The sequence below is a fragment of the Amycolatopsis sp. Poz14 genome, from assembly GCF_006704225.1.
Lineage (GTDB): Bacteria > Actinomycetota > Actinomycetes > Mycobacteriales > Pseudonocardiaceae > Amycolatopsis > Amycolatopsis nivea.
In genome coordinates, this window is the sequence record NZ_JACLHD010000001.1 from 6,919,086 (window position 1) to 6,931,690 (window position 12,605).

At 70.0% G+C, this 12,605-nt stretch carries 11 protein-coding genes; 4 read left to right on the top strand and 7 right to left on the bottom strand.

Going from position 1 to position 12,605, the window contains the following annotated elements; all coding sequences use genetic code 11:
- The first annotated feature begins 645 nt into the window (after positions 1 to 645).
- Complete coding sequence (locus FKO37_RS32095; RefSeq protein ID WP_051728983.1) at positions 646 to 1,998, top strand: amino acid permease; 1,353 nt, start codon at positions 646 to 648, stop codon at positions 1,996 to 1,998.
- A gap of 53 nt (positions 1,999 to 2,051) precedes the next feature.
- Positions 2,052 to 3,836 (top strand): serine/threonine-protein kinase, encoded by a 1,785-nt coding sequence (locus FKO37_RS32100; protein ID WP_238606955.1) that lies wholly within the window; start codon positions 2,052 to 2,054, stop codon positions 3,834 to 3,836.
- Here the strand turns inward: FKO37_RS32100 and FKO37_RS32105 are convergent.
- From FKO37_RS32105 to FKO37_RS32115, 3 genes are all read right to left on the bottom strand, one after another.
- Entirely contained in the window at positions 3,833 to 4,639 is an 807-nt protein-coding gene (locus FKO37_RS32105) for a M15 family metallopeptidase (RefSeq protein ID WP_238606956.1), read from the bottom strand. The genes FKO37_RS32100 and FKO37_RS32105 overlap by 4 nt on opposite strands.
- A gap of 74 nt (positions 4,640 to 4,713) precedes the next feature.
- Complete coding sequence (locus tag FKO37_RS32110) at positions 4,714 to 5,613, bottom strand: MBL fold metallo-hydrolase (protein ID WP_037813090.1); 900 nt, start codon at positions 5,611 to 5,613, stop codon at positions 4,714 to 4,716.
- A gap of 114 nt (positions 5,614 to 5,727) precedes the next feature.
- Positions 5,728 to 6,636 (bottom strand): hypothetical protein, encoded by a 909-nt coding sequence (locus FKO37_RS32115; RefSeq protein ID WP_238606957.1) that lies wholly within the window; start codon positions 6,634 to 6,636, stop codon positions 5,728 to 5,730.
- Between the two features lie 247 nt (positions 6,637 to 6,883).
- On the opposite strand from FKO37_RS32115, the gene FKO37_RS32120 reads away from it, so the two are divergent.
- Together FKO37_RS32120 and FKO37_RS32125 are read left to right on the top strand one after the other, a co-directional pair.
- Positions 6,884 to 8,494, top strand: a complete 1,611-nt coding sequence (locus FKO37_RS32120) for an amidohydrolase (protein WP_238606958.1) — start codon at positions 6,884 to 6,886, stop codon at positions 8,492 to 8,494.
- A 57-nt stretch (positions 8,495 to 8,551) separates the two neighbouring features.
- The gene (locus FKO37_RS32125) at positions 8,552 to 9,025 is read left to right on the top strand and encodes an N-acetyltransferase (RefSeq protein ID WP_238606959.1); all 474 of its coding nucleotides are present in this window, start codon (positions 8,552 to 8,554) and stop codon (positions 9,023 to 9,025) included.
- A gap of 2 nt (positions 9,026 to 9,027) precedes the next feature.
- On the opposite strand, the gene FKO37_RS32130 is transcribed toward FKO37_RS32125, so the two are convergent.
- From FKO37_RS32130 to FKO37_RS32145, 4 genes are read right to left on the bottom strand one after another with little or no spacing between them, the layout of a single operon-like run.
- Positions 9,028 to 9,651 (bottom strand): response regulator transcription factor, encoded by a 624-nt coding sequence (locus FKO37_RS32130; RefSeq protein WP_037813102.1) that lies wholly within the window; start codon positions 9,649 to 9,651, stop codon positions 9,028 to 9,030.
- Positions 9,648 to 10,904, bottom strand: coding sequence for a sensor histidine kinase (locus tag FKO37_RS32135; protein ID WP_238606960.1), 1,257 nt, complete (start codon positions 10,902 to 10,904; stop codon positions 9,648 to 9,650). The genes FKO37_RS32130 and FKO37_RS32135 overlap by 4 nt, the downstream gene beginning before the upstream one ends.
- 3 nt (positions 10,905 to 10,907) lie before the next feature.
- Positions 10,908 to 11,642 carry an ABC transporter permease gene (locus FKO37_RS32140; protein WP_238606961.1) on the bottom strand — a complete coding sequence of 245 codons (735 nt, stop codon included), beginning with the start codon at positions 11,640 to 11,642 and terminating at the stop codon, positions 10,908 to 10,910.
- 10 nt (positions 11,643 to 11,652) lie between these two features.
- Entirely contained in the window at positions 11,653 to 12,555 is a 903-nt protein-coding gene (locus FKO37_RS32145; protein WP_238606962.1) for an ABC transporter ATP-binding protein, read from the bottom strand.
- Positions 12,556 to 12,605: the final 50 nt, after the last annotated feature.

Sequence of the window (12,605 nt, forward strand, 5' to 3'; positions counted from 1 at the left end):
GCCGGTTCCGACATCGTTGTCGGCGGGGCGGCGCCGCGGGACGGCACGGCTGGACGAGAGGAAGATCGATCGATGGCTGATCGGATCACCGAAGAGGGCCAAGGCAGCCCGGAGAGCCCCCGCGAGGCGGCCTCGGGCGAGGCAGCGGCGGGGAATGCGGTCCCGGCGGAGGCTGCCGAGCGCACGGCGACCCCGGCCGAAGCCACCTCACGCACGACGTCCCCGGCCGGATCAGGCGCAGACGCGGCGGCGCCGGGCGAGGCAACCGACCGCACGGCGACCCCAGCCGAAGCCACCCCACGCACGACGTCCCCCGCCGGATCGGGCGCACACGCGGCGACGCCGGACGAGGCCACCAACCGCACAGCGACCCCAGCCGAAGCCACCCCACGCACGACGTCCCCGGCCGGATCAGGCGCAGACCCGGCGGCGCCGGGCGAAGCAACCGACCGCACCGCGACCCCAGCCCAAGCCGCACCGGGCAAGGCGGCCGCAGGCGAGGCGATCTCAAGCGAAGCCGCCGCCCCCGCGCACACAGCCCGCGCAACCTCAGGCACAGCCGAACCGCCCGCGAACACCCCCGAAGCAACCCCGCACCACACCACCCCTGGCACAGCAGCAACCCCCGTCAGCGACCCCAAAAAGCTGCGCTCCCGGCACATCACCATGATCGCCCTCGGCGGAATCATCGGGGCCAGTCTCTTCGTCGGCTCCGGCAACGTGGTCCGCGCCGTCGGGCCCGCCGCCGTCGTCTCCTATCTCATCGGCGGGCTGCTCGTCTTCCTCGCGATGCGGATGCTCGGCGAGATGGCCGCCGCGCGGCCCGCGATCGGGTCGTTCATGGAGTACGCCCGGGTGGGGCTCGGCGAGTGGGCGGGATATCTCGTCGGGTGGCTCTACTGGTACTACTGGATCGGCGTGATCGCGTTCGAGGCGGTCGTCGGCGGGTCGGTGCTCGGCGGGTGGTTCCCGGACGTGCCGCAGTGGGTGTTCTCGGTGGTGCTGCTGCTGTTCTTCACCACCACGAACCTGGTGTCCGCGCGGTCGTTCGGCGAGGTCGAGTACTGGCTGGCGAGCATCAAGGTCGCGGCGATCATCGTGTTCCTCGCGGTCGGCGCGCTGTTCGCGTTCGGGCTCTGGCCGAAGGCGAGCTTCTCGATCCCGAACCTCTGGCAGCACGGCGGGTTCGCGCCGAACGGCTGGTGGCCGGTGCTGAGCGGCGTCGCGATCGTGATTTTCTCCTACTTCGGCACCGAGATCGCGGTGATGGCGGCGGCCGAGTCCGAGGATCCGGCCAAGGGCGTGCGGCAGGCGGTCGTCACGGTGATCTGGCGGATCCTGCTGTTCTTCGTCGGCGGCGTGCTGCTGATCGTCACCATCGTCCCGTGGAACCAGCTGCCGAATCCCAAACAGGAGGGGCCGTTCGCGCACGCCTTCACGCTGTTCGGGCTGCCCGGCGCCGGTCTGGTGATGAACGCGGTCGTGCTCACCGCCGCGTGTTCGGTGCTCAATTCCGGGCTCTATTCCGCCGGACGCATGTTCTCCGCGCTCGCCGAGAAACGGCTGGCCCCGCGCGCGGTGGCGAAGAAGAGCAAGTCCGGCGTGCCGGTCGTCGCGGTGGCGGCTTGCACGATCGGCGGGTACATCGCGGTCTTCGTCAACTTCGTCGCGCCCGACTCGGGCATCTTCGACTTCATCATGAACTCCGCCGGACTGGTCGCGCTGTTCGTGTACTCGTTCATCGCGTTCACCCAGATGCGGATGCGGCACAACATGACGCCGGAGGAACGCGCCGGGCTGAAGCTCAAGATGTGGCTGCACCCGTGGCTCGGCATCCTGACCGTCGTCGGCGTCGTGGCGATCATCGTGGTCATGCTGCTGACCGACGACTCCGCCCGCACCCAGGTGTGGACCAGCATCGTGTCGCTGGCCGTGATCGCCGCGTTCTGGCCGCTGGTGCGCAGGCAACTGCGCAAGAGCGCCGCGAAGGAGAACTGAGGACTCCGGGCGGCCGGAGGACAACCCGGGAACGCGCGGCTTAGGCTGTCGCGGTGACTGCGCCGCAGGTGATCGCCGGACGCTACCGGCTCGAGGAACGCCTCGGGGCCGGCGGGATGGGTGTCGTCTGGCGGGCGAGCGACCTCGAACTGCGCCGGACGGTCGCGCTCAAGCGTTCCCTCGACGGCGACGAACCGCAGATCCGCCGCGAGGCCCGGCTCGGCGCGGCGCTGCAGCATCCGAACATCGTTGCGGTGTACGACTCCGTTTCCGACGGCACCGACCGCTGGCTCGTCATGGAGTACCTCCCGGCGTGCAGCTTGGCCGAGATCGTGCACACCGACGGCGTCCTCGCTCCCGAACGGGCCGCGGCGATCGGTGTGCAGATCGCGTCCGCGCTCGCCGCGATGCACGCGCGCGGCATGGTGCACCGCGACCTCACGCCGGGCAACGTCCTGGTCGCCGACGACGGCACCGCCAAACTCGCCGACCTCGGCATCTCCCGCGGGCACGAGGTCACGCTCACCGACAGCGCCCGCGTCGGCGGCACCGCCGGGTACCTCGCGCCGGAGGTCGCGAACGGCGAAGCGGCCACCGCCGCGTCGGACGTCTTCTCGCTCGGGGCGACGCTGTTCGCAGCTGTCGAGGGCGATTCTCCTTGGGGCAGCGGCGAAAACGGGCCGTTCGCACAACTGCGCCGGGCCGCGGAAGGAACTCCTGAGCCGCTGCGCAACGCTCGTGTGCTCGGGCCCGCGTTGCAGGCAATGCTCAGCCGTCAGCCGGAAAAACGCCCGACCGCGGTCGAGGTCGAGACCTTCCTGCGCGGTGCGCCAGTGCCGCGAGCGGCGAAGAAATCCCGGCGTCCCGTGATCATCGGCGCGGCGCTTGGCGCGGTTGTCCTTCTGGCGGCCGGGTTTCTGATCTTCACCCGCGACGACGCCCCGCCCGCGAACGCGACCGCCGCGCCGCCGGCGCAAGACCTGTTAGGCGACCCGCACACCGCGGATCCGTGCTCGCTGCTGTCGGTGAATTCGCTGAGCCAGTACGGCAAAGTGTTCCTCGAACCGAACCTCGGCACGTTCGCGCGCTGCGACCTGAACACGAGCCTGCCCGACCGCAGCGGCACGATCGTGACCAGCCTGGAACTGTCCGAACCGGAGCAGTACCCGCAGGTGCCGCCGGTCCGGGGGAAGCTCGGCGAGATCCGGCGGCCGAATCCCGACGCCGGGAAATGCCGTCGCTCCTTCACACTGCCGGACCTCTCGGTCGTCACGGTGAGTTCGGTCCGCTCCGACGGCGCGGCCGCACCGCAACTGTGCGCGATGGCGGACGCCGTCGTCGGGGACGCCTACGCGCGCGTCGCCCGCGGCCCGATCGCCCACCGGGCCCAGCCGTTCCAGCCGGGTTCGCTGGCGCGGACGGACGCCTGCACGTTGGTGGACGACGCCACGCTCCGCCGGACCGTCGGTCCGGACTACCCGGTCGACCGGCATTTCGCGAACTGGGCCTGCTCGTGGGGACACGACGCGAAGTCGGTCGACCTGTACTACGACCGCCAGTGGCCGCTGGCCGAGGATCCGCCGGACGGCCAGACGCGCACGACCGTCGGCGGACACCTCGCGTACGTCGATCCGCATGAGAGCGAAGGCGACACCTGCGACGTCACCCTCGTCCACCGCACCTACTCGCCGACCCTCCCGCCGCTCGAAGGCACTCCCGAACAACGAGACGAAGTCGTACTCGTCGAGATGACCGACGAAGCCAGCAAAGGAAACCTCACCGCCATCTGCGACACAGCGAAATCTGTCGCCGCGGTCGTCGCGACCCGCCTGCCCTAGAACGGACGGCCGCTCAGCGAACGCCGCGAGATCGGGAAGTCGAAGTAGGTGTCCGGGAACGTCTCCGGCTGGAACGTGTAGTGCCACCATTCCTCGGGCAGGTTCTTGAACCCGGCCCGCTCCAGTCCGTGCAGCAGGAGCATCCGGTTGTCCCGTTGTTTCCCGACGATCCGCGGGTCGAGGGTGTGCGCGAGGGTGTCGAAGCAGTCGAAGCCGGTGCCCATGTCGATCGAGTTGTCCGGGAATCGCTCGGCTTTCGGGCCGTAGCACGGGGTCAGCGGCTCGCCGGGGCGGTACGGCCGGGTCGGGAACGCGGGGAGCCGGACGAGCGTCAGGTCGACCGTGCTTCCCCGGCTGTGGCCGGATTTCGCCGCGATGTAGCCGTCCGCGAAGAGCCGGTCCTTCTCCACGCGCGGGTAGAACTCGTCCTTCATCCGCAGGTCGGACAGGTCCTCGGCCCAGCGCACGAAGTTGTCGACCGCGCGCTGCGGGCGGTAGCAGTCGTAGACCTTGAGCGTGTAGCCCTGGCGCAGGAACGACAGCTGCGCCTTGTGCAGGGCGACGGCGGCGTCCCGGGTCAGGATGCACATCGGCTGCCGGTACCCGTCGACCGGAGCGCCGGTGAAGTTGTGCGGCGTGATGTACCGGATCTCCTGCACGATGGTCGGATCGACGTCGCGCAGGGCGACGAATTCGTGCGGTGCCTTGGGCTCCGGTGCGGCCGGCGCCGGCGGTGCGGCGACAAGACAGGTCAGCAGGCTCATCGCGGCGGCTGCCAGGCCGCGCATCATCTTTCCGCGCATAGCGGGATTGCTTACCACAAGATCGCGCCGAAGTCCCCGGATGCGGAGCGAAACCGCACCCGGGGAAGACCGGCTCAGTAGTCCCACACCGCCGGCACGAAACGGAACGCGTTGCCCGCGACCGCCACGTGGCAGACGGACGGGAACGGCAGGTGCGTCGCCACCAGCTGCTCGCCGCTGGCGGCCAGCTCCGTCAAAAGCCGGACCCGGACCCGGGCCGATTCCTCGGGATCGTGCTCGAACCCGTTGTACCAGTCCGGATTGTCGAACCCGGGCTGGAAGACCGCGTCACCGGCGAACGTCAGCCGTTCGCCGCGGGATTCCAGCCGGACGATGCTGTGGCCTGGAGTGTGCCCGCCGGTGCGGCAGATCCGCACTCCCGGCGCCACCTCGTGCTCGGTTTCGAACGGCCGCAGCTGGCCGCGGTACACGTCGAGGAACCGCGTGGCCGTCGTGCGCAGCACCTCCGGGATCGGCTCCGGCATGACCGTCCGCGAGAAATCGGGCGCCTGCCAGAATTCCGCCTCCGCCGACGCGAGATGGACCTGCAGATCCTCGCGCAGCCGGCCGCGCAGGCCCTCGACGAGCAGCCCGCCGATGTGGTCCATGTGCAGGTGGGTGAGCACGACGTCGGTCACCGACGACGGGTCGATCCCGGCCGCGACGAGCCGCATCGCCAGCTGCCCGGCGCGCGGGAAGCCCGGGAATTCGGTGCCGAGGCCGGAATCGATCAGCACCGTCCGGCCGCCGCTGCGCACGACGGCGACGTTCAGCGGCCAGTCGATCATCTCCGGCGGCAGGAACATTTCGCGCAGCCACGCGGCCAGATCGGCCCGGTCGGCGTTGGTGGCCAGCGTTTCGGCGGTGATCGGCAGCACGCCGTCGCTGATCACCAGCACTTCGATGTCGCCGACCTTCAGCGCGTACCGCGAAGGGACCGCCTCGTCGAGACGGGCGGAAGGGGCCAAGCTCATGGGTTCTCCTCGGGAGTCGCACAGCCAGATCGTCGGCTAAGACCGGACGGCCGCCCGGTTTGTGACAACCCGCCGGAAAAAGGTGCTCTCACCCAGGATCCGGTTCCGCGGCGATCAGGCCTGCGGAGCTTTCGACGCCTTCCGCACCACGCGCCGCTGACCGTCCGCGTGCAGCATGGGCTCGAACCGCGACCGGGCTTCCTCCGCCAGTTCGGCGCCGAGGTCCGCCTCGTACCGGCTCCCCGACGCGGCGATCCGCAACCGGTCGTCCCGCGTGCCGAGGCCGGTGATCCGGTTCCGCGCCACCGCCAGCAACTGGACGCCGTGCGTCAGCGGCCGCCGGCCCAGCACATGCCGGACCACGACCAGCTCCTGCCGTGTCAGGACGACGAACGCCGCGGGCCGGGATTGCTGCCACAGCCAGCGTTGCGGGAGTTCCGGTTCCGCGCCGAGGTAGCGCGTATGCCGGGGATGTCCGAGCGCCACCAACGGCGACGCCGGGAGCCGCTCCCAGCCGAGGGCGGGCGGGCCCGCGTGCGCCGGTTCCGGAGCGCCGGGGCGGTGCGCGCGCGACCGGACATGCGTCAGGAGATCGGCCACCGCGGGCCACGCCCACGAGCGGTAGCGGAAAACCAGTGTCGTACGGACACCGGTTAGCACCAGGCACGCGTGCTTCCCCGCCATCGCGTGCTCGACCGCGATCAGCTCCGGGTACGGGATCGCGCCGACGATGCGCGGGTACGGCAGGTCGTCGACCCACAGCGCCACCCCGCGCGCGCCCGCGCCCAGCGCCTGTTCCGGCGTCCACACCACGCCGTCGCCCGACGGCCGCGTCGCCGACGGGGCCAGGACCACCTCGCCCGGACCGACCAGGTCCGCGAGGTCCTCCGCCGCCGCGCCCGGCCGGGACCAGCGGGAAGGCGGTTTGGTGTCGAGCCGGTCGGCGAGGTCGCGGCCGACCTGGATCTCCCACGGCTCGGCCGCGGCACTGAGCGCGGCCCGCGCACCGCCGATGCCGGACATGCGAGCCTCCTGCCGCCGCGGGAGCCGGGCCAGGCGCCCGGTGCTTCCAGCGTATACACCGCCGCGGAGCCGGTTCTCATTCCGGAGTTCGCCCGGGTGGGACCCAGATCACCCGAATGCCGCAACCAGCTTCGACCATGCGCCCTGGCCCGCCGCGCCCCTAGAATCGGCGGTGCGGCACCGGGGCCACACCGTCCTTTGTGGACACGATGCCGCACGGTCAGCCGTCGACCCTGGAGGGAACCTCGTGTCCGCACCGGAATCCGTGCAGATCGTCACCGCCCGGCGCATCGTGACCATGACCGGCGCCGAACCGCCTGCCTTCGCGATGCGCGGCGAACGGATCGTCGCGCACGGCGCCGTCGCCGACCTGCGCGGCGAGTTCCCGGGCGCGCAGCTGCACGATTTCGGCGACGCCACCGTCATCCCCGGCTTCAACGACGCCCACCAGCACCCGACCGTCGTCGCCGCGCAGTCCCTGCAGGTCGACCTCTCGCCGTCCCGGATCAGCTCGACCGCCGACCTCACCGCGGCCCTGCGCGACCAAGCCGCCGCGACGCCGCCCGGCGAATGGGTCATCGGCTGCGGCTACGACTCGTTCCGCAGCAACGGCGGCCGCGAACTCACCCGCGCCGACCTGGACGAAGCCTGCCCGGACCACCCGGTGCTGGTCGTGCACGTGACCCTGCACGCCGGCGTCGTCAACTCCCCCGGCCTCGCCCTCGCCGGCCTCACCGACGCGAGCGAACCCCCGCCCGGCGGTCACCTCGGCCGCGACGCCGCCGGCCGCCTCGACGGCGTCATCCACGACCAAGCCCTCTACGACCTGGCGTTTCCCGCCTTCACCCCGCGCCCGACGATCGTGCAGGACCCGTCCACCGAGGTCCTGGCCGCCGCCTTCACCCGGCACGCCGCCGCGCTGCACGCCGCGGGCATCACCTCGGTCGGCGACGCGCTGGTCGGCCGCACCGAATGGCAGGTCCTGCGCCACCTGGCCGACCAGGACCAGCTCACCCTCCGGGTCAACGCGCTGGCCGCCTACGACCACTTCGACTACTTCCGCGCCCTCCCCGACGCCCCGCTCACCCCGGAAACCCGGCTGCGCCTCGGCGGCGTCAAGACCTTCGCCGACGGCGCCGTCAATGGCGGGACCTGCCTGGTCGAACAGCCCATCGAAGGCACCGACAGCTACGGATTGGAGCGCGTCAGCGCCGCCGAACTGGCCGACACCGTGCGCCACGTGCACGACGCCGGCTGGCGAGTCTGCGTGCACGCCAACGGCGACCGCGCGATCCGCCGGGTCCTCGACGCCGTGGACCAGGCCCAAGCCGCGAACCCGCGCGAGGATCCGCGGCACCGCATCGAACACTGTTCCATCATTGACGACGAGATCCTGAAGCGCATGCGCGACCACGGCATGGTCGCGGTGCCGTTCGCGAACTACGCCGCCGCGCACGGGGACAAGCTGACCAAGTATTACGGGGCGGAACGCGTCGAGCGCATGTTCGCCCACCGCTCGATGCTCGACGCCGGGGTCGCCGTGGCCGGTTCGTCCGACCATCCGTGCGGGCCGTTCCCGCCGCTGTACGCACTGCGCAGCTGTGTCACGCGGCTGGCCCCGAACGGCGAGGTGTTCGGGCCTTCGCAGCGGATCAGCGTGGGGGCCGCGCTCGGGATTTACACGACTGGGTCGGCTTACGCGTCCGGCGAGGAGGCGACCAAGGGGCAGCTCGCGCCCGGGTTCCTGGCCGATTTCGCGGTGCTGGCGGAGGATCCGTTCGCGGCCGCCCCGGAGGCACTGGACCGGGTGCGGGTACGGGAAACGTGGGTCGGCGGGGAGCGGGTCTGGTCGGCCTGATTTATCGCCGGAAATTCGATATTTGCAAGATTAATCGAACCGGTTAGCGTTTTCTTCATGAACGCTGTCGTCGTCCGCGCCACGCCCGAATCCGTGCCGCAGCTCGTCGCCTCGGCAACCGGCCTGTTCGCCGAGGACGGCGGGCGGCGGGATCCGTACCTGGATGTCGCGTGGCCGCGCCGCGAAGGCGCTGCTTACTTCGCGGACCTGGTGCGCCGCAACGATTCCCTGTGCCTGCTGGCGTACTCCGCCGCAGGCTCCGCGATCGGCCACCTGATCGGCCGCATCCGCCGCCCCGACCCGCTCCGGCCGGACGCGGTGGTCGGCGTGCTGGAGAGCCTGCGCGTCGACCCCGCGCATCGCGAAACCGGTGTCGCGACCGCCTTGACGGAAGAATTCTTCGCGTGGGCCAGGAAATCCGGCGCGAATCAAGCCAGTGTCACCGCGTACGCGGCCAACGAATCCGCTATCAGCTTCTACCGCGGGCGCGGTTTCGCCCCGTTCGAACTCACCTTGCACGCACCCATTTAGCCCTACAACGTCAAATACCCCTGCGCGAACCCTGCAGCCACCGCCGCCGCACGATCGTTCACGCCGAGTTTCGCGTAGACGTGCAGCAGGTGCGTCTTCACCGTCGCCTGGCTGATGAACAACTGCTCGGCCGCCCGGCGGTTCGACGCACCCTTCGCGATCAACTGCAGGACCTCGATTTCGCGTTCCGACAACAGATCCGCCGCCGGTTGCCGCAGCTGCCCCATCAGGCGCGTCGCGACCGTCGGAGAGAGCACCGCTTGGCCTTGCGCCGCGGCTTCGACCGCGCGGAAGAGCTCCTCCCGGGGTGCTTCCTTCAGCAGATACCCGGTGGCTCCCGCTTCGATCGCCGGGAGGACGTCGCTGTCGGTGTCGTACGTCGTCAGCACCAGGATTCGTGCGGGGACACCGCGTTTCGCCAGTTCCTTGATCGCGGTGACGCCGTCGGTTCCCGGCATGCGCAGGTCCATGAGGATCACGTCCGGGCGAAGCTGCTCGCCGGCCGTGATCGCGGTGGCTCCGTCCGCGGCCTCGCCGACTACCTCGAACCGCGGGTCGGCGCCGAACATGCCGCGCAGGCCGTCGCGCACCACCGGGTGATCGTCGACGATCAGCAATGAAATCACCGCACACCTCCGGCCGGAATGGCGGGCACGGTCGCCGAGATCGCCGTGCCGCGGCCGGGTTCCGATTCGATGTCCAGGCGTCCCGCGAGGCGTTGCACCCGCTGCCGCATTCCGGACAGTCCGAAGCCGCCGTTCGTGGAACCGTTGGCGCGCTTGGAATTCGGCTCGAAGCCGACGCCGTCGTCGCGGACGTCGAGGGTTACCAGGTCCGGCATGTACGACAAGGTCAGGCCGACCCGCTTCGCTCGCGCGTGTTTCGCGACGTTCGACAGCGCTTCCTGCGCGGTCCGCAGCAAAGCCACTTCGACGTCGGTGTGCATGGGGCGGGCGTCACCGGTGGTGGTGAGCACGGCGTCGACGCTGTTGGCCGCCGACCAGTTCCTGGTCACCTCGCCGATCGCCTCCGGGAGCCGGGCTTCGGCGAGCACCGACGGTTCGACGGAGTGCACCGTCCGGCGCGCCTCGACCAGGCTTTCCCGGGCCAGGTTCCTCGCGTTCGCCACGTGGCGGCCCAGCGCTTCCGGTTCGGCCGCGGTTTGCTCGGCGGCTTGCAGCTGGGTCAGGATTCCGGCCAGGCCCTGGGCGAGGGTGTCGTGGATTTCCCGCGCCATCCGCTGCCGTTCGTCCAGGACTCCGGCCTCGCGAGCCCGGACCAGCAATCGCGCGTGCAGTCCGGCGTTCTCGGCCAAGGCGGCTTCCAATTTCCGATTGACCTCGTGCAGTTCCGCGAGCGCCTGTTTCTGCAATTCGTTCCGCTGGTAGGCCATGTCCACGAAATAAAACACCGCTCCCGCCAGTGCGATCGAAAGCACGCTGACGCCGAGCCACACCCACCAGAGGTTTTCCGCATCGATCTTGGCGATTCCGCCCAGGAAGGCCATTGCCGAGACCACCGCGGTGGCCGCGGCGCCGGCGTATCGCCAGCGTCCGGTCAGGTACTGGAATGCTTGCGGGTAGCCGACAAAGGCGAACAGGCCGTACCACGGCGCGAGAGCTGCCAAGCCCGCCGTGATCGCCAGCAGGCCCGCGTAATATCCCGCTCGCAATGCGGGCGGATGGAGAGTGTGAAACCACAGCAGCCACAGGGCGGCAGCGGCGGAAAGACCCAGTACGACCGGAAGATCCGCGGGCAACTGTAGAAACGTAATGCTCACGCTCACCGCGAGAAGGACGTACGGCAGCACGCTGAAGGTCGCCGTCTGTGCGCGTTCCCAGCGGTCGAACTCTTCGCGCAGCTCCCCCTCGATGCCCACCAGTCACTCCCAGCGGAAATAGCGCGCGGCCAAGCCCCCGGCCACGACAAGCCACCCTAGCATGACACCGAGGTGCAGCAGCTGCGGCAGATTCCCGGAAGCCGTGTCCTGCAACGCTTGTACGCCCGCGCCGAGCGGCGTCAGGTCGCTGATCGTCCGCAGCACGTCGTTCATGTCGGCGCGCGGCAGCCAGAGTCCGGCGAAGAACACGAGCGGGAAGAACACCAGGGAACCGACCGCGCTGGCGCTTTTCGCGGACCGGGCGAGCGCCGCGACCAGCAATCCGATCGCGAACAGCGCCAGTGCCAACAGGGCGAAACTGAGCAGGTACCCGGGCAGTTGCCGAGGGAGGTCGATACCGAAGGCCAGCCATCCGGTTAAGAGGATGACCAGCGTGGACGCCGCCGACAGCACCACAGCCATCAGCAGTTGCGCACCGAGCAGGACAGTCGGTTTCACCGGGGTAAGCCGCATCCGTCGCAGCACGCCTTTCTCGCGATAGGAGGCGAACAGCTGGGACAGGCCGCTGAGCGAGAACAGCGCGACCCCCATCGCGACGACGATCGGCAGGTACCGGCTGATCATCCGGACTCCGTCCGGTCCGGGGTCGCGCAACGCCGGGACCAGGCCGAGAACGCCGAACAGGACCGGCGAGAACGCGAGCGCGAAGAACACGACGATCGGCTCGCGGAAGAACAGTTTCGTTTCGGTGGCGGCGAGCCGGGGCAAGGCGGGCACCGGGATCTCCTCAGGATTCGATGGAACGGCCGGTGAGCGCGACGAACGCGTCGTCCAGCGTGGTCTGGTCCATGCGCAGGCCGGCGATCTGGTGGCGGGCCAGCGCGGACGTCACCGCGAGCAGCAGGTTTCCCCGTCCGGTGACGACGATCTGGCTGCCGGCGCGCTCGACGGCAGTGACTTCCGGCAGTCCCGTCAGCACCGCGTCGTCGAACGGTGCGGCGGCGCGAAACCGGAGCCGCTGCTGGTCGTCGACGCGTGCCACCAGCCCGGCTGGACTGTCGACCGCGACGACCTGACCAGCGTCGATGACCGCCAGCCGGTCGCACAGCCGCTCCGCTTCCTCCATGAAGTGCGTGACCAGCAGGATCGTCACGCCGCGCGCGCGGATGCGTTCGACCAGGCCCCAGACGTCGCGGCGGGCCTGCGGATCGAGGCCGGTGGTGAGTTCGTCCAGCACCGCGACCTTCGGATTGCCGAGCAGCGCGAGCGCGATCGACAGCCGTTGTTTCTGGCCGCCGGACAAGCGGCGGAACTGGGTGCCGAGTTTGCTCTCGAGGGTGAGGATTCCGGCGAGTTCCCGCCAGTCGGCCGGGTCGCGGTAGAACGAACTGTAGAGCTGGAGCGCCTCGCCGACCTTCAGTTTGTCCGGCAGTTCGCTTTCCTGGAGCTGCCCGCCGAGGACCTGGCGCAGTTCGGCGTCGTCGCGCTGCGGGTCGAGGCCGCAGACCCGGATCGTCCCGCCGTCCGGCCTGCGCAGCCCTTCGACGCACTCGACGGTCGTGGTCTTGCCTGCCCCGTTCGGGCCGAGAATGCCGAAAATCTCGCCCGGTTCGACGGCGAAACTGACGCCGTCGACCACGGTCTGCCCGCCGTACCGCTTGACGAGGCTTTCCACCTCGATGATTGCCATGCGTCCACCGTGCCGGGTGGCACCGGTGCGGCGAATCGACTGCGCGGCCA

Bases quoted from the DNA above. Each gene is read 5' to 3' on its own strand.
- FKO37_RS32105 (WP_238606956.1), bottom strand. From the start codon at position 4,639: ATGCGCGGAAAGATGATGCGCGGCCTGGCAGCCGCCGCGATGAGCCTG.
- FKO37_RS32110 (WP_037813090.1), bottom strand. From the start codon at position 5,613: ATGAGCTTGGCCCCTTCCGCCCGTCTCGACGAGGCGGTCCCTTCGCGG.
- FKO37_RS32115 (WP_238606957.1), bottom strand. From the start codon at position 6,636: ATGTCCGGCATCGGCGGTGCGCGGGCCGCGCTCAGTGCCGCGGCCGAG.
- FKO37_RS32125 (WP_238606959.1), top strand. From the start codon at position 8,552: ATGAACGCTGTCGTCGTCCGCGCCACGCCCGAATCCGTGCCGCAGCTC.
- FKO37_RS32145 (WP_238606962.1), bottom strand. From the start codon at position 12,555: ATGGCAATCATCGAGGTGGAAAGCCTCGTCAAGCGGTACGGCGGGCAG.